A 23,280-nucleotide genomic window follows, 5' to 3' on the forward strand; every position below is an offset into this window, starting at 1 on the left:
CCAGCCGGAAAAATAGCTGACTTAAATACCCGACCCTCCACACGGGGGGTGAAGAGCCGGAACCAAAAATAATTGGCACTGACATTCATCGACACACTATTGAGTTCTCAAAGAACACACGCACACAGGTCCGATCCGGACTAGCCGAACCTTCTCTGGGGCAACTTTCCCAGTCTAACCAAGGAACCGAGCGAAATCAAGTCCGACCGGCCTATCCGGTTGTGCTGGTGTGTCAGGCGCTCCTCGTACGACCTCGTTTCCCGGTCCGTCCGCTCGGCTCGCGCCTTGCTTCCCGGCTCCGGGTCGGTGTCCGTGTCGCTCTGACCTGGAATAAGTTACGCGGCGGATAACGCTACGTCAAATCGCCTGAACAACGAGGTGTTTACGCAGGTCAGAGGCACGCGCCTGAGGCGGGCGGGAGCTTGAATCACACCGATGTGATTCAAGCCACCGCCATCTTCATGCACCTGCCCGCAAGACCCCGCCGAGGTTCTTCTTGCCGCGCCGCAGCACGAGCCATCGCCCGTGCAGGTAGTCGGCGTCGGCGGGAGTCCACTCGAGGTCGGAGATCTTGGTGTTGTTCACCGAAGCCCCGCCTTCGTTCACCGCGCGCCGCGCGGCGCCCCGGCTCTCGCACAGACCGGTCGCGACGAGCAGATCCACGATGGTGGCCTGCTCGCCGGGCTCCAGGCGCGCGACCTCGCCGTCGATCGCGGCCTCGCGCAGCGCGGCACCGAGGGTGGCGTCATCGAGGTCGCGCAGTTCGCCGCGACCGAACAGCGCCTGACTGGCCAGCTGTACCGCGCGGGTGTTCGCCTCGCCGTGCACCAGGGTCGTCATCTCCGCGGCCAGCCTGCGCTGCGCCTCCCTGGCGTGCGGGCGCTCGGCGGTCGCCTGCTCCAGCTCGTCGAGTTCCTCCCGGGACAGGAAGGTGAACCAGCGCAGGTAGCGCACCACGTCGGCGTCGGCCGTGTTCACGAAGTACTGGTACCAGGCGTAGGGACTGGTCATCTCCGGGTCGAGCCACAGGCTGCCGCCGCCGGTGGACTTGCCGAACTTCTTGCCGTCGGCGGAAGTCACCAGCGGGACGGTCAGCGCGTGCACGGACGCGCCGTCGACGCGGCGGTTGAGTTCGACGCCCGCGATGATGTTGCCCCACTGGTCGGAGCCGCCCACCTGCAGCGTGCAGCCGTAGTTGCGGCGCAGCTGGAGGTAGTCGTTGGCCTGCAGGAGCATGTAGCTGAACTCGGTGTAGGAAATACCCTCACCGTCCAGGCGCCGCTTGATGGTGTCGCGGGCCAGCATGACGTTCACCGAGAAGTGCTTGCCGATGTCACGCAGGAAGTCGACGGCGGTCAGCGGGCCGGTCCAGTCCATGTTGTCGACGATCACCGCGCCGGTCGGCGAATCGTCCAGGTCCACGAAGCGCTCCAGCTGGGAGCGGATCCGCCCGGCCCACTCCGCCACCGTGTCGGTCGAGTTCATGGTCCGCTCGCCGACGTCGCGAGGGTCGCCGATCAGACCGGTGGCGCCGCCGGCCAGCACGATGGGGCGATGCCCCGCGCGCTGGAACCGCTTCAGCGCGAGCAACGGCACCAGATGGCCCGCGTGCAGGCTGGCGGCGGTGGGATCGAAGCCGGCATACAGGGTCAGCGGCCCGGCGGCCACCGCCGCGCGCAAGGCATCCAGGTCGGTGGACTGCGCGATCAACCCGCGCCAGGTCAGTTCGTCGATGATGTCGCCGCTCACGCCGTCCTATCTTTCCGCATGAGGTCTCGGGTCCGGTCTGCGCCTCAGTGTCGTCACGCCACGCGGCGCAGGTCGAACGATTTTCCGGATGCTCCGCTCCACAGCGATCGAGTAGTCGGCACGAGACCGCCGGCGTCGAGCGCGCTGATCGGTGGCGATGACCAAGCCCGGCACGCACACCGGCACGGCTGCGATCAGCACCCGCTGCCGCTGCCCGCCGGAGAGCTGGTGCGGGTAACTGCTGCCACTCGCGCAGTCCCCTCGCTCGCGTGACATTGCTGGTTGCCGAGGGTCCGGTTGTCACGTCGGCTCGCCAGCGGTTCGCATCAGCTGGAGTCGTGGCGCCGACGGACCGGATACGGGAACCTCCCCGCTAACACGACGGGACGGTCGCCGGACCGGAGTCCGCCGACCGTCGTCACCGGTGGGCGCTCAGCGGGTGAGCGTTTCCCGCAGGGCGGCGAGGGTGTCGCGGCGCTGGTAGGCGATCCAGGCGAACACCACGGCCAGCACCAGCGGGAACGGCGCCAGGGCCGGTGCGTTCAGGATGAATGCCTGGGTGGCCGCGGCGAGCACCATGGTGACCGAAAGTCCCGCCGCGGCGAGCCCGCTCATCCGGGGCACCAGCAGGCCGATTCCGCCCGCGATCTCGACGACGCCGGTGAGGTAACGGAACCAATCGCCGAGTCCGATCTCGTCGAAGATCCGCACCGCGCCGGACTGGCCCACCACCTTCGGCAGCCCCGACGCGATGATGAGGAACAGACCGAGCAGGATCTGCAGCGTCCACAGGGTGCGGTTGAGGGCTTTGCCGGGGCGGGCGGCGACCGTGGGAGCGGCGATGGTGGTCATGATTCTTCCTCCAGGTCGGTCGCGCCGAGTGGTAGCGCGTTCGCCTGACAGGACGGCGCGCCGCGAGGGAATTCATCGCGCCGCGGCGAAAATCCTTCGCCTGGTGGTCATACCACCTTCGTCGTCGGCAGGGGCGCACGCGGACTGCGCCGGTAGACCGACACCGCGCGGGAGCCGGAGAGCCAGAACCGCCACGGCACGTCCGCCGCGGTGCTCACACCCACTCGGGGACCGCTGGCGATCTCGGTGGCATCGACCTGGCCGTTCAACTCCAGCCGGATCGGGGAGGACGGATCGAACAGCGCGGTTCCATAGTCGCTCAACGCGATTCCCAGTGCGGTACCGAAATTGCCTGGGCCACGGGCCAAATCGAGATCGGAACGGGCGCCGGGACGCCGGGATCGCACCGTCTCGAGTCCCTCGATCACTTCGCCGGAGCGGATCAGCACGGCGCTGGCGGTGCCGTCCGGTCCGCTCGTCACGTTCACGCAGGTGTGCATGCCATAGCTGAGGTACACGTACAGCATTCCGGCGGGACCGAACATCACGCCGTTGCGCTTGGTACGCCCGCGCCCGGAGTGCGAGGCCGGGTCGGGCCACGGCCCGGCTGGGTCTCCCCCGTACGCCTCGACCTCGACGATCCGTACCGCGACCGGCCCCGAACTCATGGTTGCCCCGAGCAGGCGACGGGCGGCGGCGGGCGGTTCGACAGCGAGTTCTTCAGCGGACACGACCGCCATTCTCCTCGATGGGCGCGACCGGCGCGCAGCCGCTCGAACGCCGGACCGCAGGGTTCTCACGGTGGTGCCGCTGGAGACCTGCCTGGCACCTGACGGCTGCGATTTCTCGGTCACCGAGCATGTGCCCGTATCGCTGCGCCGCGCCCGGTGAGCTCAGCGACAGAACGGAGCAGAGATCGAGTTCGATCCGCGCCGCACACTCAGAAGTACGTGCCGTGCCGGCCTGAGCGCAGCGTGACCAGGTCGTCGGCGATCACCGCCGCGTAGCCGACCACGACGATCGCGGCCAGCTGGGCCCAGGACACCCAGTAGACGCCGATCGGTGTGGTCGCCGCGACCGCGGCTGCCGCGCTGAGCCGGGCCCATGGGCGCGGCAGGCGCAGCGTCCGGCGGAAGAAGAACTGGCCGAGGAAGTACAGGGCGACACCGCCGGAGAGGGCGGCGGCCAAGCAGCGCCACCTGGGCGAGCGCCTGCCAGCCCGGGTGATGGGTGTAGACGTGCGAAAGCTGGGTGATGGTGAAGACGAAGACGAGATCGAAGAACAGCTCGAGTGTCGAAGCCCGCAGCTGCCCGCCGTCGGCGGACAGTTCCGCGCTCTGATCGGTCACGGCAGGAGCCTAGAGCGCGGGCGGCCATGCCGCGCGCGGACGAGGTCGCCGTTGAAAGGCGGATGGAGCACGAAACCCGCGACCGGTTCGCGGATGGTGACGACCATGGGACAAATGACCAGCCCAGGACGTGACTGCCCACAGTTGTGTCTTGGGTCACATATCGAGCAAGGTGGGCCGCTCCGCACCCTGACCGCTGCGGCGCGGGCATCAGGGGCAGGCCGGGGAGGAAATGGGGACGCTCCCGGATGTGTAGTGGCACTGCCGATTTCTACCGTCAGGCCATGTCTTCGGATTCCCGGCCGCGCAGAGGGCGGCGGTTGCTCCTGGTTCTCGTCTCGGTCGTGATGTCGCTGGCTCTCGTGATCGCCGGTGGCCTCATCTGGGTGTACCTCGAGGCGACCGTATCCACCGTCGGCAGTGCGGAATTCCGCGACGAACTCGCCATCCCTCCGCTGGCACCGTCGCGGATCGACCCCGACGGAACCCGGACCTTCGAGCTCGATATGCGTTCGGGGCGAAAGGAATTCCTGCCCGGACACAGCACGGAGACCTGGGGATTCAACGGCGACTATCTCGGCCCCACGCTGCGGGCACGGCGCGGGGAGAAGGTGGCGGTCACCGTCCGCAACAATCTGACAGAGGCCTCGACGGTGCACTGGCACGGGATGCATTTGCCCGCGGCCATGGACGGAGGTCCGCACCAAATGGTGGCGCCGGGCGCCGACTGGACGCCGAACTGGAGCGTCGATCAACCCGCGGCCACCCTGTGGTACCACCCGCATCCGCACGGCGCGACCGAAGACCACGTCCGGCGTGGTCTCGCGGGCATGTTCCTGCTCGACGACGACGTCTCCACCTCCTTGCCCCTTCCGGCGACCTACGGCGTGGACGACCTGCCCGTGATCGTCCAGGATGTGAAATTCAATGGCGCGGCGTTCGATTCCGCCCACGCGATATTCCGTGATGTCGGGTTCCTCGGCGATCGGACCATGGTCAACGGGACGCTGACGCCGTACCGGAACGTCGGCGACGAACTCGTCCGCCTGCGTCTGCTCAACGCCTCGACCGCGCGCACCTATACGTTCGAACTCTCCGACCAGCGACCGTTCGCGCTCATCGCCACCGACGGCGGCCTCGTGGAACGGCCGATCACCCTCGATCGGCTGCGATTGTCGCCGGGCGAGCGCGGTGAGATCGTCGTGCGGATGCGGCCCGGCGAGCGAACGGTGCTGCGCAGCGGCAAACTCGATGCCGGACTGGATTTCTGGACCCAGCGGTTCTCCGGCGGCGACGACACCTTCGACATCCTCGAACTGCGCGCGGCCGAGACGCTGCGGCCGTCACCGGAACTCCCCGCGACGCTGGCGCTCACCACCGCGCCGGACGGCGCCGATTCGACGCTGGAACGGCGTTTCGACCTGAATCTCGCCGGGATCAACGGCACACCGATGGCGATGGACCGCATCGATTTCGCGGTCACCCGCGGCACCGCCGAGACGTGGGTGGTGCGCAACAACGACGGTATGCCGCACAACTTCCACATCCACGACGTGCAATTCCGGGTGCTCACGCTCGACGACGGCCCACCGCCCGCCGCGCTGACCGGCGCCAAGGACACCGTTTTCCTGCCGCCGAACGTCACGGTGCGGCTGGCCATGCGGTTCGACGGCCCGGCCGATCCGGACTCGCCCTACATGTATCACTGCCACCTGCTCTGGCATGAGGACCTCGGAATGATGGGCCAGTTCGTGGTCGTGAACCCGGGCGAGACCGCCGGGACCCCGCCGCGCCAGCACGGCCACTGACTTTTCCACGGCGACACCCTTGCAGGTCGGCCGCCTGCGCGCTAAATTCATCACACAGTGAATTCAACACTCGATGAATTGAGGCGACCGTGTCGCAATCCACCTCTTCCCCCGCCGTCGAAGTCCGGGGCCTGCGGGTCCGCCGCGGCGGCCGCGAAGTACTGCACGATGTCTCGCTGACCATCCCGCGCGGCTCGATCACCGGGCTACTCGGCCCGTCAGGTTGCGGCAAGACCACGCTGATGCGCTGCGTCGTCGGCACCCAGATCGTCGAATCTGGGGACATCTCCGCGCTGGGGATACCGGCGGGCTCGGCGGCGTTGCGCCACCGCATCGGCTATGTCACCCAGGCGCCGAGCATCTACTCCGACATCAGCGTCCGCGACAACGTCGCGTACTTCGCCGCGCTCTACGGCCGTGATCGCGCCGACGTCGACGACGCGATCACGGCGGTCGGCCTCACCGAGAACGCCCACCAGCGCGGCGACGAGCTGTCCGGCGGCCAGCTGACCCGGGCCTCGCTCGCGTGCTCGCTGGTCGCCCAGCCCGATCTGCTGGTGCTGGACGAACCGACCGTCGGGCTCGACCCCGTGCTGCGCGTCGAGCTCTGGAAGCAGTTCCGCGAATTGGCGGCGAACGGGACGACACTGCTGGTGTCCAGCCACGTCATGGACGAGGCCGAGCACTGCGACCGGCTGCTGCTGATGCGCGAAGGGCGGCTGCTCGCCCAGCTCAGTCCGGACGAACTGCGCGCACGGACCGGCGAACAGAATCTGGAGACCGCCTTCCTCACCCTGATCACGATGGGACCGAACGCATGACCGCCACCCTCGAAGCCGCGCCGCGGCGGACGCCCACACTGCGCCCCTATGCCGCCACCACCGGCCGCATCCTGCGGCAGCTGCGCAACGACCACCGCACCGTCGCCATGATCCTTGTGGTTCCGGCCCTACTGATGGCGCTGCTGTACTTCATCTACAAGGACGCCCCGACCAACCCCATGAACCCGGTCGCGCTGTTCGACCGGGTCGGCATCAGCATGCTCGGCATCCTGCCGTTCATCGTGATGTTCCTGATCACCGCGATCGCCATGCAGCGCGAACGCACCTCGGGCACGCTGGAGCGATTACTGTCCACACCGCTGTCGAAACTCGACCTGCTCGCCGGATACGGCACCGCCTTCTCGCTGGCCGCGGCCGGTCAGGCCACCGTCGCCTGCCTGGTCTCCTTCGGTCTGCTCGGGCTCGACGCGGCGGGTAGTCCGGGCTGGATCGTGCTGATCGCGGTGGTCGACGCGATCTGCGGGGTGGCTCTGGGATTGCTGGCAAGCGCGTTCGCGCGCACGGAGTTCCAGGCCGTACAGTTCATGCCGGTTGTGGTGGCGCCGCAGATCTTCTTGTGCGGCTTGCTCGTTCCCCGCGACCAGCTGCCGGACTGGCTGGAGGTGATCAGCAACGTGATGCCGTTGAGCTACGCGGTCGATGCGCTGCAACAGGTTTCGACGCATCCGGAGGTCACCGGACAGATGTGGCGCGACTTGGCCATCGTCGCCGGATTCGCGATCGTCGCCCTGATCCTGGGCGCGGCGACGCTACGACGGCGGACCGCGTGACGGCAGGCAACGGTTCCGGCGGCGCCGAGCGGCCCATCCGCACCGGCCGCAGGCCGGGACAGTCGGGTGCCCGCGAGGCCATCCTCGCGGCCGCCCGCGCGCGGTTCGCCGACGTCGGCTTCGACAAGACCTCGATTCGCGCGGTCGCCACCGACGCCGGAGTCGATCCGGCCTTGGTGCACCACTACTTCGGCACCAAACAAGAGCTCTTCGCCGCGGTGGTGCAGCTGCCGGTGGATCCGGAGGCAACACTGCGGATCATCGAGTCGGCGCCGCTGAATCAGTTGGGAGAGACCATTCTTCGCGCCGTCGTCGCGGTGTGGGACTCCCCAGCGGGACCGGGTATCGTCGCGGCGGTGCGCAGCATCCTGGCCGGAAGCGACGATCCGGCCCTGGCCAGGACGTTCCTGTTGGAAGTCGTGCTGGAACGTGTCCGCAAGCGCATCGCCACCCCGGACGACGACGGACACAGGCGGGTCGCACTCGTCGCCTCACAGATGATCGGCGTGCTGGTGGGTCGCAAGATCATCGGCGTCGAACCGCTCGCGTCCATGCCCGCGCCCGACCTGGTCGCGGCGGTGGGCCCAACGCTGCAGCGCTACCTGACCGGGGACATCGGAGAAGAACTGGCGTCCGGGTGACCTCGGCGATCACCGCGGCCGGTCAATCGACGACTTCGACGATGTCACCGGGCCACAGATACTCGTAGAACGCTTTGGCGCCTTCATGCGTCATCCGGACGCAACCGTGCGACTTCTTCTCGATCGGACCGACGTGGAAGGCGATGTCGCCGTTGAAGAAGACCGCGTACGGCATCGGAGCGTTGTGCATCGTGCTCCAGTGGAACTCCTTCTTGAACGACACGCGAAAGACACCGGCCGGCGTCTCGTATCCCGGCATTCCGTGCGAAATCGGCGTCGGACCGTAGACCACCCGGCCGGCGTCCATCAGCCAGGCTTCGTCGGTCGACAGCCGCATACACGCGCGGGCGGCGGTGGAGCAGGGCGCCACGGGCGGTGGCGGCGGTGGCGGCGGAATCAGTGCGGGCAGACCCGGAATGTCCGGGCCACCCGGCCAGAGCGGTTCGGCCGATGCGGGCGCGGCCACGACCAACCCCGCCGACACCACACCACAGGCAATCGCACATCGAGCTGTCCAGTTACGTAAACGCAAGCTGCCCATACGTTCCCGACCTCTCTCCCCTTACGCCCCCTGTGTTGCTCAGCAGGCTGGTTCGAGCGCCCGACGCCGGAGCGTGCGGACCTTCGCGAGGTGTAAATGATCATGGCGGACCCGGCTTCGGAGGGTCAACGGTCCTAAACGAACGTGACTCATCCGTTGCCGAGTGTCCACCTCGCGCGCCTGGGAGCGGGCAGAGCGGGGTTCAGCGGAACGTGCGCAGGATCAGATGTCGGCCTGCGGCGCGGTGAACGCTTCGTGCTCGGCGTCGGTGACGTCCCTGGCCTCGTCGATGAGCAGGACCGGAATGCCGTTCTCGACGGGGTATGCCCGGCGCAGGCGCGAGTTGTAGAGCAGCGCGCTGCCGTCGGCGGAACGAACCAGCCGCAGCGGTCCTTTGTCTTGCGGGCAGGCCAGCAGGCTCAGCAGTGTGGCATCCAGGGTGGTGTGCTCAGACATAACTGGAAACCTACCTTCCGGCCGAATCGGATGGGGAACCGTCCGTGGCGGATGCGGGCGCGCGGCGAAACGAGATGTGGCGGTGCCCGAAGAAACTCGCGACAGCCACCAGCGCCATTACCCCGATCGCTGACGGGATGCTCGGCAGATGCAGGACCGAGACCCCCATTTGGAGCAGCGCCATGTTCATCAGCAGTCCGCCGGAGTTCACCGCGACGAAGGCGACGAAGTCCCGGACCAGCCGACCCCGCACGCGGAATACCAGGGTCCGGTGCAGGACGAACGCCACGACCACGCTGACGCCGTAGGCCGCCGCGGGTGCGACGGCGGCGGGTACCCGGTTGCCGAGCACTACCAGCCACATCACCGTCAGTGCCATGCCGAGCCCGGTGTTCACCATGCCCACGAACGCGAACGCGATCTCCTGGCGCCGCACCAATCGCAACAAGGGCCCCTGGTCCGGATCCCCGCCGGGCCCGGCGTTCGTCGCGAACGCGGCCAGAGGCGCCATCGCGTTCGTGGCGTCGAGACGCCGCATGATTCGCGCCCGCGCCGCTGCGCCCGCGCTCATCGGACAGCGTCCGCCAGATCGGACTCCGGAGTGGCAGTCGAATCAGGTAGCGAGGGCTCATCGGTCGCGTCGGCCGGACGGTCCGTCCGCCGCTTGCCGCGCAGGTACGCCCATGCCAAGACACCGACGCCGACCATGCCCAGCAGTGCCGCGGCCACGCCGAGCTGCCAGCCGGGCGGCCGCCAGGTCAGCACCAGCTCACCACCCGTCGTGCCAGCCGGGATATCCACGGCGACAAATGTTTTCGCCATGAGTGTGGCGGGGATTTCGCGACCGTCGAGCGTCACGCGGTAGCCCGGCCAGCCGAGCCGGGCGAACACGACCCGTCCGCCATCCGGGGAACTCACTCGCACCCGGCTGGTGGTATCCGATTCGGCGATCGAGCTCGCGGTCCCGCCCTGGACTGCCGCGATTCGGCCGTTCTGGGTAGAGATCAGGCCGTCGCTGCGTTCCAGCACCGAGATGTACTTTTCGTGTCCCGGGTAGTCGGCCCATGTCCAACCCGATGGCGCGGGCTGCTCGCGCGCGTCCGGGTACAGGGCGCGATGCAGCACGACCCGGTCGATCTTCATCAGGTCGACGATGGTTTTGCCAGTGGTCGGTTCGGTCGCGAAAGCGCGCCGGTAGGCGTCGGGGCAGACGCTGGTGTCCCAGCGCATGCACAGCGTCTCGCCGAACCAGTAATGCCCGTTCGGGGTGTATCCGCTGACATACGTCAGCTCGAGGTCCTTGGCGTAATTGCCGAACACCAGCGACCCGTAGGCGCCACGCAGGCTCCGATCGTCCGGCGGGATGAGCATGCGGTCGCCGAGTTGCAGCGTCGTCCCGGGGAAATCGGGGAACGCCGCCTTCATCTCCGACCGGTTCTCCGGCAGATTCCAGCCCATCGGCGTCGGCTGAGCCGCCCACACCTGCACATAGGCGATCGGGAACACCGACACGATCACCAGCGCGCACGCGGCGACCACGCCGCGACCGCGGGCCAGCCGGACCACCGCCGCCCCGAGCGCGGCAATGCCCAGCGCCGCGACGACGTGCCAGATCACCTCCTGCGGAGCCGCGGAGACCGATCGCGCCCACAACAGACCGATGAGCGCCGCCGCCGCGACACCACGCCGCCGCCAGTCGTCGAACGTCGCGAAACGACCCAGCAGCACGCACACCAGCACCAGCAGACCCAGGGCGACCATCGGCAGCACGCGGGCGGGCCAGCGCAGCGGACCGATCGCGCCGGGACCCGCGGTCCACATCAGCGCCATCGCCGCGAACAGGGCGGGCGCGACCAGCTCGCGCGCCGCGTCGAGCGCTTTGCGCCAGTCCACGAAGGCCAGCGCCGGGATCAGGAACCACGCGATGTAGACCATCGGCATCGGCTGCACGTAGCCCCACCAGGAGTTGAACGCGGGCAACGTGCTGGGCAGGCTCGCGTTCAGCGACTCCGACCACGGCACGGTGAAGAACTGGTCGTTGTTGATCTGTGCGGTGCCGCGCCAGGTCACCTTCGCCGACAGCATGCTCGGCAGATAGGTCGCCGAACCGGCCAGTGCGGCGCAGGCTGCCACCGTGAGCAAGCGCAGCGACGGCCGCCACGCCTTCTGGTGGACGAGTTCGCCGATCGCGACGGCGCCGATCATCAGACCGGCCTCGACCGCGGGGAAGATGTACTGCACCGAGATGGCCAGATACAGGAAGACGAACGTCGGGATCGGCCCGCTGTTCCCGCGGGCGTAACGCACGCCGGAAACCCACGCGTGGGCCAGCCAGGCCGTGCCGGTGAACGCGGTCATCCAGCTGGATTCGTCGAAGAACAGCAGCCATCCGGTGAACGGGATGGCGACGCCCGCGACGGCCGCCCAGGGCGCCTTCGCCGCGTAGGCCAGGCAGATCCGATAGACGCCGAGCCCGAGGATGATCGCGAAGATCAACTTCACCACGGTGGCGTACAGGGCGAGATTGTCCACCGAAGGCGCGATCAGGTCGATCAGCAGTTGCGGCGGATTGAGCAGGCCCGCCTCTTCGATGGTGTAGTTGCCCGCCATCCAATGCTCGGGAACGAGCGCGGGAAACCGTCCCTCGCGCAGGTACCGACCCAGCATCACCCATAGCGGCGCGTACTGCGACTCGGTGTCGTCGGTATAGAAATGGCGAACGTTCGCAAGGAGAACCGCTGCGTATCCCGCGACCACACCGAGCGCGGTGACGATGCCCCAGGTGAATACTTCCCGCGAAGCGAAGGTTCTACGTTCGGCCACGAGTCACAGACCCTACAGGCAACGCTGCGCTATCCCGGCCAGCCCGTGCCGGGAACGCGACGCGATGGCCTGCTGCCCTTTGGTCCGGGACGTTGGTTGCCCCGCTGCACCGGACATATGCCGCGCATTGGACTCCACGACGACTCTGGCTCAGCCGCCGAACGATTCCTCAGCCCTACCCCGTCGCGCCGGCGGACCGGACCTCGGGGCGACGGCGGAACGAGATGTAGCGATGGCCGAAGAAGCTGGCGACCGCGACCAGGCCCATCACCACCACCGCGGACGGAATTCGCGGCAGATGCAGTACCGCGACCGCCAGCGAGAGCAGCACCGTATTCATCAGCAACCCGCCGGAATTCACCACGACGAACCCGGCGAAATCGCGCAGCACCCGGCCACGTACCCGGAACACCAGGGTCCGATGCAGGACGAAAGCGACGACGATGCCCATGCAATAGGCCAGCACGACCGAGACGGCCGGTGGCCACGCGTCACCCAGCACAGCCAGCCACGCCACGGTGAGGCCGATACCGAGCAGGGTGTTGCACACGCCGACCAGGGCGAAGGCAACCTCCTGCCTGCGCACGACGCGCACCAGCAGTCCCGCCGGAGGCCCATCGGCCGCCGCCGCGCTCGGGTTCGCGGTGGCGGCAGGGCGTGCGTTCGCCCTCACGAAACGACGTCCGCCAACTCGCGGTCCGGCTCGGTGGGAGTCGAATCATCGGTCGGCTCCGGCGCCTCGCGCCGCCGCGTGCGTACGTGCAGCCACTGCAGCACGCCGATGCCGAGCATGCCCGCCAGCGCGGCGGCGATGCCGATCTTCCAGCCGGGCGGACGCCAGGTCAGCACCAGCTCGGCGTTCTGCGTGCCCGCCGGAACTTCGACGGCGACGAACGATTTGGCGACCGTCGTCATGGGAAGCGACTGGCCGTTCACGGTGACCCGGTAGCCCGGCCAGCCGAGCCGGGAGAATACGATCCGGCCGCCGTCGGCGGACGACACCCGCACCCTGCTGGTGGTATCGGTTTCGGAGATCGAGGTCGCGGTCACGCCCGTGGCGTCGGCGACGCGGCCGTTGGTCGTCGAGATCGGACCGCCCACTCGTTCCAGCACCGCGATGTAGCGCTCATGACCGGGGTAGTCGACCCATTTCCAGCCCTCCGGCGCGGGTTGATTCGGCGCGTCCGGGAACAGCGCGCGTTGCAGCACCACCCGGTCCAGCTTCATCAGGTCGACGAGCGGCCGCCCCGTGGCCGATTCCGGCGCGAACATCCGCCGGTAGGCATCCGGGCAGACGCTGCCGTCCCAGCGCATGCACAGCATCTCGCCGAAATAGAAGTGCCCGCTCGGCGTATAGCCGTTGACGTAGGTGAGTTCGACCCCTCGGGCATAGTTGCCGAAGACGAGCGAGCCGTAGGCGCCGTCGACGCTCTTGTCCTGCGGTTGCAACAGACCACGGTCGCCCAGCTGGATGGTGGTGCCCGCGAAATCCGGGAACGCCGCCTTCGCCTCCGACCGCTTGGCCGGCAGGTTCCAGGACATCGGCGTGGGTTGCGCGGCGCTGACCTGGAAGTAGGCGATCGGGAACATCGCGAGGATGGTCAGTGCGCAGGCCGCCGCGGCGCCCTTGGTGCGCCCCAGCCACACCGCCGCGGCCACCAGCGCGGCGAGCGCGACCGCCGCGACCACGTGCCACACCCAGTCGTGCGGGTCGGCGGAGAAGGACCGCACCCACAGCGCCAGGATCAGCACGCCCGCCGCGATCCCCCGATTCTTCGCGTCCCGCACCGTGCCGTAGCGACCGAGCAGCACGCACACCAGCACGAGCAGACCGATGGCCAGCATCGGCAGCACGCGAGCGGGCCAGCGCAGCGGCCCGACCGAACCGGGACCCGCGGTCCACATCAGCATCATGATCGCGAAGATCGCCACCGCGCTGAGTTCCCGCCACGCCTCCCGGGCGCGGCCCCAGTCGACGAACGCCAGCGCCGGAATCAGGAACCAGGCGATGTAGGTGACCGGAAGCGGCTGCACGTAACCCCACCACGAGCTGAACGCGGGCAGCGAGCTGGGCAGGCTGGCGTTCAGCGACTCCGACCACGGCACCGTGAGGAACTGGTCGTTGTTGATCTGCGCGGTGCCGCGCCAAGTCACCTTCGCCGAGAGCATGGAGGGCAGGAAGGTCAGCAGACCGGCGAGCCCGGCACAGCCCGCCGCGACGGTCAGCCGCAGCACGGGCTGCCACTTGCGCTGGTACACCCGCTCGCCGACGGCCACTGCCAAGAGCATCAGCACCGCCTCGACCGCAGGGAAAATGTACTGCGTCGAGATGGTCAGATACAGATAGACGAAAACCGGGATCGGCCCGCCGATACCGCGCGTGTATCGCACCGACGCCGCCCACGCGTGCACCAGCCACGCGGTGCCGGTGAGGGCGGTCATCCAGCTGGCTTCGTCGAAGAACAGGAAGAAGCCCGACAGCGGCAGCGCGATGCCCGCCGCCGCCGACCAGGACGGACGCCCGCCGTAGACCAGGCACACCCGGTAGACGCCGAGCGCGGCGATGATCGAGAAGATCAGCTTCACGACGGTGGCGTACAGGGCGACGTTGTCCACCGAGGGCGCGATCAGATCGATCAGCAGCTGCGGCGGATTGAACAGGCCCGCGTCGTCCATCGTGTTGTTGCCCGACATCCACTGCTCCGGCACCATCACCGGGAAGGTGCCCTCGCGCAGCGCGCGGCCCAGACCGACCCACAGCGAGGTGTACTGGGATTCGGTGTCGTCGGTGAAGAAATGCCGGACGTTGGCGAGCAGGACAGCGACGTAACCCGCGACCACTCCGAGCGCGGTGATGGCCCCCCACCGGTAGACATCTCGCCGCGAATAGACATCCTGCCGCGAGCCGAGCACTGCACTGTCCGTCACGAGTTCCAAACCCTACAGGGCCGCTCTCGGCTTGGCATCGGTCGAGCGACGCCACCATGATGAGGGCATGATCAGCTGCTCCGGTAGCCGGAAACCGCACCGTGCTAGAGTCCACACCGGTTCGGGCTCTGCAGTCCTGCAACGAGTACCGGCACGCACCGTCATCGAAAGTCGATCCAGCTGATGCCGATTCCCCCTGCCCGTGCACTCCGTTCCGGCGCCCCCGCGACGAACGGTGATCCGGCTCGGCCCGGCCCGGACCGGCCGCACACGGTATCGGTGGTCGTGCCGGTGTACCGGGGCGAGGACACCATCGCCGGACTGGTCGCCGAATTGCACGGTTTGACCCGCCCCACCGAAACTCCCGGCGGTATCACGTTCACCGTCAGCGAGATCATCCTCGTGCACGACCACGGTCCCGACCGTTCCGACGTGGTGCTGCAGGAACTGGAGCAGACCTACGCCGAGGTGCGCCCGGTCTGGCTCAGCCGCAACTTCGGGCAGGACGCGGCCACGATCGCCGGGATGTCGGCCGCGGCCGGCGACTGGATCGTCACCATGGACGAGGACGGTCAGCACGACCCTCGCTTCATCGGCGCGTTCCTGGACACGGCGCTGGCCGAGCGAGCCGACCTCGTGTACTCCAAACCGAGCAACACCCGGCCGCACGGCTTCCTGCGGAATCTGACCTCACGCGGGGCCAAACTGGTGCTCGCGACGCTGTTCGCGTTCCCGGATTCCACCCGGTTCGAGAGCTACCGGCTGATCCGCGGTGACATCGGCAGGCAGCTCGCCGAGGTCGCCTCCAACGGCGTCTACCTCGACGTCGCGCTGACCTGGGTGGTCGGCGCCGTCGCCCAGGCGCCGGTGGTGCTGCGCGCCGAGGGGCGCGAGGAGTCCGGCTACAACTACCGCCGCCTGTTCTCACTGTTCTGGAAAATGGTGCTGTGCAGCGGGACGCGGGGCCTGCGGCTGGTCAGCCTGCTCGGCGTCACGCTCGCCCTGGCCGGCGTCGTGATGGCCGCCGTGGTCGTGTTCGAGGCGCTGACCACCGATGGCTGGGCGCCCGAGGGCTGGGCCTCGACCATCGTCGTGCTGCTGCTGTGTTCCGGCGCCGTGCTGTTCTCGCTCGGACTCATCGCCGAGTATCTCGGCGTCGCCCTGCACATCCTGGTGGGCAAACCGCTCTATCTCACCGTCGAGACGCCGACGCCGCGTCCGGCCGATGCTTCGGAACTGACCGCGACCACCGCCAGCAGGGGGACCGACCGGGTTGAACACTGACCGCGTCATTTTCAGCCGCCCGTTCCGGGCGCGCAGGGAACTAGCCAATCTGGAGGCGGTGCTGGCCTCCGACCACAGCCACGGCGACGGGCAGTTCACCGCTTCGGCCACCGCGAAGCTGAAGACCATCACCGGCGCGCCGCACGCCCTGCTGACCACCTCCTGCACCTCCGCGCTGGAGATGTCCGGCCTGCTGCTGGAACTGGGCCCCGACGACGAAGTGATCGTGCCCAGCTTCGCGTTCACCTCCACCGCCACCGCCATGGCGTTGCGCGGCGCCACCTGCGTCTTCGCCGATATCGACCCGGCCACCGGGAATCTGGACCCCGCTTCGGTCGCCGCCCTCATCAGCGAGCGGACCAAGGCCGTTGTGGTCATCCACTACGGCGGCGTCGCCGCCGACATGGCCGGGTTGCTGGAGCTGGCGAACGCGCACGGCTTCGCCGTCGTGGAGGACAACGCGCACGGTCTCGGCGGCACCTGGCGCGGCCGGCAGCTGGGCACCATCGGCACGATGGGCACGCTCAGCTTCCACGACACCAAGAACGTGCACTGCGGCGAGGGCGGCGCACTGCTGCTCACCGACGAGATCCTGATGGCCAGGGCCGAGATCATCCGGGAGAAGGGCACCGACCGGGCCCGATTCCTGCGCGGCGCGGTGGACAAGTACTCCTGGCAGGACATCGGCTCCAGCTACCTGCCCAGCGAGCTGAACGCGGCCGTGCTGGACGCGCAGCTGGACGAGTTCGACACCATCCAGACCGGGCGCCACCGCGTGTGGGACACCTACGCCGCCGCCCTCCCGGACTGGGCCCGGCGCAACGACGTGCGCCTCATGTCGGTGCCCGCCGACCGCGGGCACACCGCGCACCTGTACTACCTGCGCACCCCGACCGAACGCCGCCGCGACGACCTCATCGCCCACCTCGCGGCGCAGGGCATCTCGGCGCCGTTCCACTACATCCCGCTGGATTCCAGCCCGGCGGGCTTCAAACTCGGCCGCACGCCGCGGCCGTGCCTGCACAGCGCGGAGTTCTCCGCGACCGTCGTACGTCTGCCGCTGTGGCCGGGCCTGACCGACGCGCAGGTCGCCCGCGTCGTGGACGCGGTCACGGCGTTCACGGTGTGAGCCCGGGTCGCTCCGCGACAAACCCGGAGCACGTCGAGCTCTTCCCACCACCTGCGATGAGGGATGCTGCACCACCTGCGCCCTACACCCGGGGTACGGAGTGCTCCGGATCGGATTCCGGCCTCACGCAGCAGGACGTAGAGCTTCCCCCTGTCTGCCCGTGACGACGCACCGCCTGCGGCCCACACTGGTACGGAGTGCTCGGAAGCGACAAACGACCAGTCGTGGACGTGGTCCGGGTGGGGTGTCCGATCCGCAGCGATGAATTCAGGTTCCGCCTCAGGCGCTGAGCACGTAGAGCTTCTCCCTGCCACCCGCGATCAGGGATTGCCGCACCACCCGTTGACCGTACCCGGTGAAGAACTCGTCCAGTGTCCGCTCGGTGAAGCGGTGGGCCTGTTCGCCGTCACCCGCGTCGGTGAACCGCTTGCCGATGGTGGCGAGGACCGGATTGTCGCTGGTCGCCAGGTTGCGGACCGGTTCGGCGACGATCACCTGCTCGGTGGCCGCCGCGAGCATCCGATCGATCACCGGCCCCGGCTCGGGAAGGAAATGGTAGAGGCTGGCCTGCATGATCACGTAGTCGGCGGCGGGGAGCGGCTCGTCGGAACGCAGGTTCCACACTGTGCCGTGCCCGCCCGCCTCGGTCACCCGCGCGACGAAACGCTCGTTCAGGTCGAGGCCCGTGTAGTCCACCGACTTGCGGCGCAGATAGCGGGTGTAGAGCGTCGCGGGGCCGCAGCACAGGTCGACCACACTCGCCCCCGCGGGGACGAGTTCCGCGATGGCGCGATACCGAGCCGTGTAATGCCTGCCGTACAACCCGCGCATCAGCACCTCGTAGACGGTCCCGTTGCGGTAAATGAGGCTCGTTCTCACAAGGAATCACTATGCCATTGGCCGGTGAATCGCGTACTTCGGCAATGTGACTGGTAATACTCGGCCGACGGGAGCTCTATGCCCGGTTAATCGCCGAACAGCGTGCGCGCCCGGCTCTCGGTGAGGACCTCGTAGGCGTCCGACGCGCGGTTGTACCACCAGGTGTCCGGCCCTGGCGTCGGTCGCCCGGCCTCCTGCACCGCACGGGTCGAGGGGCGGTAGGACGTGCTGCGCGGGATGTCGTCCACCAGGTACACCAGGTCGGGACGCTGGTCCGGTTCCAGTGCGCGCACCGCCTCGGTGATGTCCTTGGGTTCGAGTCGGAAGCCCTCGCGCACGCTCACCGCCGCGACCGCGACGCAGTGGTCGCCGACGTCGAGGCCGTAGGCGACCTCCATGTCGACGGCGGTGATGTCGTTGAGCACGTCGACGATCGGCTGGCCGAAGACCGGGCCGCGGCGGGTGCGGATCACCGTGTCCGTGCGGTCGATCAGCCAGTAGTCGCCGTCGCTGTCGCGGCGGAACAGGTTCTCCGTCGGCATCCACGAGTCGCCGGCGGTGAACACCCCGCGTAGACCGCCCGCGGAGATGTCCACGCCCTCGGACGCCTTGCCGATCAGCAGTCCGACCTCGTTGTCCGCGCAACGCCGGGCGAAACCGGACGCGTCGAGGAGGATTCTTTCGGTGATCGGGTCGTAGGCCACCAGTTCCACCTTGGCGGTGCCGGGCACCGGCCTGCCCTTGCAGCCGCGCTTCGCGCCGGTCACGTTGGCCAGCACCACGTCGCCTTCGATGGAGGCATAGAACTCCAGCACGCGGGCTGGCTCGAACTGCTCCACGGTGCGCCGCCACAGCCCCGCGGGCATGCCGGAGCCGATGAACAGCCGGATCGGGTGGCGATGGCCGGCCGGGAACACCTCGGCGTCGAGAATGTCGCGCAGCATGGTCCAGGTGTAGGTCACCACGGTGACGCCGTAGCGGTGTACCTCCTCCGCGAAGCGCTCCGGATCGAGTGAACGCGCCAGCGCGATCCGGCTGCCGCCCGCGACCGCCCCGCCGAGGCTGACCAGCAGTCCGGACGAATGATGCAGTGGCGCAAGGCAATACACCGTATCCCTACGGTTCAGGTCGGCTGTGGTTGCGGTGCCGAACGCCGACAGCGCCCACCGATGATTGGTGATGTACTTCGTCTCCAGCCGGTTGCCGGTGCCGGTGACGAGCACGAACGCCAGCTCGCGGGCCAGGCCGGGATCCGGCCGGTACCACGCGGGCAGCGGCACCTGGGTGGGATCGATCTGCTCGAGGTCGATCATCCGGTCACTGGCGGGAATCGCCAGCTCGCGCGCGACGCCGCCGCCGAGCACCAGCACCCTGGCGCCGGTCGCGGCGGCTTGCCGCAGGTTCTCCGGATCGGAGATCAGGGTTTCCACGCCGGTCAGCTCGATCGCGTGACTCAGTTCGCTGCTCGGAGCCAGCAGCACCGCCACCGCGCCGAGCCGGGACAGCGCCGCCACGGCGGCCAGTGCGCTGGGCCGGGTCTCCATCACCACGCCGACACGCATCGCAGGACGCACGCCGACCTGGATCAGGCCGCGCACGACGTTGTCGATACGCGTGTTGACCGCGGCGTTGCTGTGCACCCGGTCGTCGAACAGGAACAAATCCCGCTGCGGAGCGCGCCGCGCCTGTTCGGCGACCAGGCGGCCGAGCGAGATCCTGGTGTGCGGCTGGATCATGCCGAGGCGGGTCAGCCTGGGCAGCGCCCGCGCCGCCTCGCCGGCCAGCTCGATCGAGCCGCGCACGGTGTTGTTCGCGATGCCCTCCAGCGCCTTCCCCACCCCGGTGCCCGCCTCCGCCAGCGTCGCGGCGGTGTGGATCACGCGGGTGGCCGCCGAGCGCGGGCGGTTGTTCGGCACGTGCTCGGCCATCGGCACGATCTCCGGCGGCAGCGGCTTGCCGCCGTTCATCCACTGGACCCACTCCCGCACCAGCGGCCAGGTGTGGTTGGTGGCCATGCTCCCGGCCACCAAGCCGAAGTGCCCCGCGACCAGCGTCGCCTCGTAGACCTCCGCGTTCGGCGCGGCACGGACGATACCGCGCACCGCGGCCGGTTGGCCGATGTCGTCGACCTCGCCGACGAACGCCAGGATCGGGCATTTCAGCTCGGCCAGTGAGACCGGCTGATCGCGGATCACGAAACCACCGAGCATCAGCCGGTTGTGCGCGACGAACTGCTTGAGCAGATCCGCCGCGGCCGGCCCCGCGTAACCGACCCAGCCTTCGCTGTTGAGGAAGCGCCGCTGGCGCTCCTTCGGCAGCAGGGCCTCCCGGTCGTGCAACTGACGCAGGAAATCGATCCTCGACTTGGCGGTCTTCACCGGATCGAGCAGCTGGAAGCCGATCCGCACCATGGAGTCGGTGATCGGCAACCGGGTGACCACGTGGTCGGCCAGGAAGTCGGCGACATCGGAGACCATGCCGTAGGGCAGCCCGAACGGGATGCCCGCGACGATGTCGACCGGGGCGCCGAAGGTGACGATGCTGTCCACGCCTTTGCCGTACCGGTAGGCGGCGGTCTGGTAGGCGAACATGCCGCCCTGGGAGTAGCCCATCAGGTGCACGCCGCTGCCGGTGGCCTCGGTGACGGTGTCGATCGCGCTGCTGATCGCCAGTACGTGGTCGGCGAGGTCACGCTGCCAGCCGCCCTCCTCGCTGGCGGGTGAGCCGAAATCGACCACCCAGCAATCGACTCCGCCCTGATGCAGGATGCCGACGGCGCCGCCTTCGGCGTTCACGTCCCAGATGTCGGCGTTCACCATGAGCGGGGGAACCAGCAGGGCAACGGGACGGCCGGGGGTGGTGTCGTCGGGGAAGTAGTGGCGCAACCGGTACATGCGTCTGCGCTCCACGACCTCGAACGGAGACGCGTCGACGTCATGGGTCAACCCGCCGAAGCGGATGACCTCGAGGCCGTTCTGCGCGGTTGCCATCAACCGCTGCACCGAACCCACCACATCCTTCGCACTCAACTTCACCATCGCTCCTGGCCCTACGCTTGAACGTGACCCGCATCACACACCCCGAGGTGTTCAGACGAGCTTCCCATACCTCATGTCCATTATGTGTCCGCTGTGACACGTCACATGACCGGCGCCACGATCAGCCTGCCGTGACATCCACGTACCTGCTCGCGAACGCGTTCCTGCCGAGCTCATCGCGGAACGGATGGTCCAGCGCGGCGATCAGAGCGGTCATCGAGCCGAGGAACAACGCGAACAGCGCTCCGAGCAGCAGGTGCGGCGGCGAGCAGGCCGCGGCAGACGCCGCCGATGGTAGGCAGCGCGGTGACCATGTCGTCGCGGCCCTGCTCCGGCCCGAACGTCCGCGGCGCGTACGGCCCGGCGGGAAACACCAGCGCCAGTGCGATCGCCGAACCGGCGATGAACCTGAAGCCCGGCCAGATAGGCAGCCGGTGGATCCACGTGGACACAGCCGCCGAAGAGAGCTAATCACCAGCGACCAGAAGGCAATTCGGCGATACATCCCAGGACGCAACCCACCGTTACCGGAATCGACCGCGTGTCGTGACCATCCGGCGGACCCGGGAGGCATCTTCGAAATTTCTCTGTGCACAGGCGGTTTCGCGGTCTACCATTGACGACGTCTGGAACGCCCTGGTGCGTAGGCGATTTCGTTCGAAGAGCTTCGCAGACTCCGTGTCTGCTGATTTGTTGTGAATACCCAGCGACTCTGAACTATCGACCCCCCAAACCCGTCACCATCGATTGTCTCGGTGGCCGTCTCGAGGTGAGGACTCACGCATGACCATAGAAATGCCGGTCCAAACGGAAAACAACGCGCGCAAGAGCCTCAGTACCAGCACGGCTGGGCTGCTCGCGCACACCACCAAATCCGAACCACAGATGCAGGGCATCAGCTCGCGCTGGCTCACCCGCGTGCTGCCATGGACGCAGGTCAGCGGCGGTGTGTACCGCGTGAACCGCCGCCTGACCCACACCGTGGGCAACGGCGAGGTGGAATTCGTCATCGATGGCTCCACCGCGCGAGTCATACCCCAGGAACTGCGCGAGCTCCCGCCGCTGCGGAACTTCGATGACGATGCGGTTCTGGCTTCCCTCGCACGGCATTTCGAACAGCGCGATCTCGAACCGGGCACTGTGATAGCGGAATTCGGAAATCCGATGGATCAGGTCCTGCTGATCGTGCACGGCAAACTGAGCAAGATCGGATCGGGCGAATACGGCGAGCAGACCAAACTCGGCATGCTGGCCGGGGGTGATTTCTTCGGCGAGGCCATGCTCACCGACCCGTCGGCGATCTGGCCGGTCACGGTCAAGACCGTCACCAGGACGACCCTGCTGGTTCTCCCCCGGCAATCACTCGCCGAGCTGCTCGACAGCGCCCCAGCGCTGCGTGAGCAACTTGCCAGCGTCGCCGCCGCGCCAAGCCGCCCGCAGAACACCAAGGGCGAGGCGGATATCGAGGTCGCCTCGGGTCACTCGGGCGAGCCGCTGCTGGCGGGCACCTTCGTCGACTACGACGCCTCCCCACGCCAGTACGAGCTCAGCCTCGCCCAGAGCGTGCTGCGGGTGCACACCAGAGTCGCCGATCTGTTCAACGACCCGATGAACCAGGTCGAGCAGCAGCTGCGGCTGACCATCGAGGCGCTCTACGAACGACGCGAGAACGACCTGGTCAACAATCCCGATTTCGGCCTGCTGCACAACTGCGATCTCAAGCAGCGCATCTACACCGAGTCCGGCCCGCCCACCCCGGACGACATGGACGAGCTGCTCAGCATGCGCCGCAGCACGAAACTCTTTCTCGCCCATCCCAAGGCGATTGCCGCGTTCGGGCGCGAGTGCAGCAAGCGTGGCCTCTACCCCGACCCGGTCGAGATCGACGGACACCGGGTGCCGGCGTGGCGCGGCGTGCCGATCTTCCCGTGCGGCAAAATCCCGGTGAGCGACACCCAGACCACGTCGATCCTGGCCATGCGCACCGGCGAGAAGGACCAGGGCGTGATCGGCCTGCACCAGACCGGCATCCCGGACGAATACGAGCCGAGCCTGAACGTCCGCTTCAAGGGCATCGACGACCAGTCGATCATCTCCTACCTGGTCAGCTGCTACTACTCGGCGGCCGTGCTGGTGCCCGACGCGCTGGGCCTGCTGGACAATGTCCTGGTCGCCCGGCAAGCGGACTGAC

19 protein-coding genes and 1 pseudogene are annotated in these 23,280 nt (G+C 68.0%); 7 read left to right on the forward strand and 13 right to left on the reverse strand.

Going from position 1 to position 23,280, the window contains the following annotated elements; translation table 11 throughout:
• Nucleotides 1-459 precede the first annotated feature (459 nt).
• The 5 genes and pseudogenes from tyrS to ACWPXK_RS26720 all read right to left on the reverse strand — a co-directional run.
• The gene (gene tyrS, locus ACWPXK_RS26700) at nt 460-1,749 is read right to left on the reverse strand and encodes a tyrosine--tRNA ligase (RefSeq protein ID WP_454198923.1); all 1,290 of its coding nucleotides are present in this window, start codon (nt 1,747-1,749) and stop codon (nt 460-462) included.
• Nucleotides 1,750-2,181: 432 nt separating this feature from the next.
• Nucleotides 2,182-2,601 (reverse strand): DoxX family protein, encoded by a 420-nt coding sequence (locus ACWPXK_RS26705; protein ID WP_454198924.1) that lies wholly within the window; start codon nt 2,599-2,601, stop codon nt 2,182-2,184.
• Between the two features lie 107 nt (nt 2,602-2,708).
• A complete protein-coding gene (locus ACWPXK_RS26710; protein ID WP_454198925.1) occupies nt 2,709-3,332 on the reverse strand; it encodes a DNA-3-methyladenine glycosylase in 624 nt (207 codons plus the stop codon).
• Nucleotides 3,333-3,541: 209 nt separating this feature from the next.
• The gene (locus tag ACWPXK_RS26715; RefSeq protein ID WP_454199165.1) at nt 3,542-3,790 is read right to left on the reverse strand and encodes a hypothetical protein; all 249 of its coding nucleotides are present in this window, start codon (nt 3,788-3,790) and stop codon (nt 3,542-3,544) included.
• 52 nt (nt 3,791-3,842) lie between these two features.
• Nucleotides 3,843-3,950, reverse strand: a pseudogene (locus ACWPXK_RS26720) (hypothetical protein); the annotation flags it as partial.
• Nucleotides 3,951-4,234: 284 nt separating this feature from the next.
• Here ACWPXK_RS26720 and ACWPXK_RS26725 point away from each other — a divergent pair.
• From ACWPXK_RS26725 to ACWPXK_RS26740, 4 genes are all read left to right on the forward strand, one after another.
• A complete protein-coding gene (locus ACWPXK_RS26725) occupies nt 4,235-5,758 on the forward strand; it encodes a multicopper oxidase family protein (protein WP_454198926.1) in 1,524 nt (507 codons plus the stop codon).
• An 89-nt stretch (nt 5,759-5,847) separates the two neighbouring features.
• Nucleotides 5,848-6,579: an ABC transporter ATP-binding protein gene (locus tag ACWPXK_RS26730; RefSeq protein WP_454198927.1), complete on the forward strand. Its 732-nt coding sequence runs from the start codon at nt 5,848-5,850 to the stop codon at nt 6,577-6,579.
• Complete coding sequence (locus ACWPXK_RS26735; RefSeq protein WP_454198928.1) at nt 6,576-7,370, forward strand: ABC transporter permease; 795 nt, start codon at nt 6,576-6,578, stop codon at nt 7,368-7,370. The genes ACWPXK_RS26730 and ACWPXK_RS26735 overlap by 4 nt, the downstream gene beginning before the upstream one ends.
• Complete coding sequence (locus ACWPXK_RS26740; RefSeq protein ID WP_454198929.1) at nt 7,367-8,011, forward strand: TetR/AcrR family transcriptional regulator; 645 nt, start codon at nt 7,367-7,369, stop codon at nt 8,009-8,011. The genes ACWPXK_RS26735 and ACWPXK_RS26740 overlap by 4 nt, the downstream gene beginning before the upstream one ends.
• Nucleotides 8,012-8,033: 22 nt before the next feature.
• On the opposite strand, the gene ACWPXK_RS26745 is transcribed toward ACWPXK_RS26740, so the two are convergent.
• From ACWPXK_RS26745 to ACWPXK_RS26770, 6 genes are all read right to left on the reverse strand, one after another.
• Nucleotides 8,034-8,477, reverse strand: a complete 444-nt coding sequence (locus ACWPXK_RS26745; protein ID WP_454198930.1) for a L,D-transpeptidase — start codon at nt 8,475-8,477, stop codon at nt 8,034-8,036.
• A gap of 297 nt (nt 8,478-8,774) precedes the next feature.
• Nucleotides 8,775-9,008 carry a Trm112 family protein gene (locus tag ACWPXK_RS26750; protein WP_454198931.1) on the reverse strand — a complete coding sequence of 78 codons (234 nt, stop codon included), beginning with the start codon at nt 9,006-9,008 and terminating at the stop codon, nt 8,775-8,777.
• A gap of 10 nt (nt 9,009-9,018) precedes the next feature.
• On the reverse strand, nt 9,019-9,579 hold the full coding sequence (locus ACWPXK_RS26755) for a GtrA family protein (protein WP_454198932.1): 561 nt from the start codon (nt 9,577-9,579) through the stop codon (nt 9,019-9,021).
• A complete protein-coding gene (locus ACWPXK_RS26760) occupies nt 9,576-11,831 on the reverse strand; it encodes a hypothetical protein (protein ID WP_454198933.1) in 2,256 nt (751 codons plus the stop codon). The genes ACWPXK_RS26755 and ACWPXK_RS26760 overlap by 4 nt, the downstream gene beginning before the upstream one ends.
• A 175-nt stretch (nt 11,832-12,006) precedes the next feature.
• Nucleotides 12,007-12,504 carry a GtrA family protein gene (locus ACWPXK_RS26765; protein ID WP_454198934.1) on the reverse strand — a complete coding sequence of 166 codons (498 nt, stop codon included), beginning with the start codon at nt 12,502-12,504 and terminating at the stop codon, nt 12,007-12,009.
• Nucleotides 12,501-14,672, reverse strand: coding sequence for a hypothetical protein (locus tag ACWPXK_RS26770; RefSeq protein WP_454199147.1), 2,172 nt, complete (start codon nt 14,670-14,672; stop codon nt 12,501-12,503). Before ACWPXK_RS26770 ends, ACWPXK_RS26765 begins: the two co-directional genes overlap by 4 nt.
• Nucleotides 14,673-14,942: 270 nt before the next feature.
• Here ACWPXK_RS26770 and ACWPXK_RS26775 point away from each other — a divergent pair, with 270 nt between their 5' ends.
• Both ACWPXK_RS26775 and rffA read left to right on the forward strand, forming a co-directional pair.
• Nucleotides 14,943-16,043, forward strand: coding sequence for a glycosyltransferase (locus ACWPXK_RS26775; protein ID WP_454198935.1), 1,101 nt, complete (start codon nt 14,943-14,945; stop codon nt 16,041-16,043).
• Nucleotides 16,033-17,172, forward strand: coding sequence for a dTDP-4-amino-4,6-dideoxygalactose transaminase (rffA, locus tag ACWPXK_RS26780; protein ID WP_454198936.1), 1,140 nt, complete (start codon nt 16,033-16,035; stop codon nt 17,170-17,172). The genes ACWPXK_RS26775 and rffA overlap by 11 nt, the downstream gene beginning before the upstream one ends.
• Before the next feature lie 279 nt (nt 17,173-17,451).
• Here the strand turns inward: rffA and ACWPXK_RS26785 are convergent, their stop codons facing one another.
• Together ACWPXK_RS26785 and ACWPXK_RS26790 are read right to left on the reverse strand one after the other, a co-directional pair.
• Nucleotides 17,452-18,051 (reverse strand): class I SAM-dependent methyltransferase, encoded by a 600-nt coding sequence (locus ACWPXK_RS26785; RefSeq protein ID WP_454198937.1) that lies wholly within the window; start codon nt 18,049-18,051, stop codon nt 17,452-17,454.
• 86 nt (nt 18,052-18,137) lie between these two features.
• Nucleotides 18,138-21,089, reverse strand: coding sequence for an acyl-CoA synthetase (locus tag ACWPXK_RS26790; protein ID WP_454198938.1), 2,952 nt, complete (start codon nt 21,087-21,089; stop codon nt 18,138-18,140).
• A 783-nt stretch (nt 21,090-21,872) separates the two neighbouring features.
• On the opposite strand from ACWPXK_RS26790, the gene ACWPXK_RS26795 reads away from it, so the two are divergent.
• Nucleotides 21,873-23,279, forward strand: a complete 1,407-nt coding sequence (locus ACWPXK_RS26795) for a family 2B encapsulin nanocompartment shell protein (RefSeq protein ID WP_454198939.1) — start codon at nt 21,873-21,875, stop codon at nt 23,277-23,279.
• The last annotated feature ends 1 nt before the right edge of the window (nt 23,280 follow it).

The sequence above is a fragment of the Nocardia sp. Marseille-Q1738 genome, from assembly GCF_965283145.1.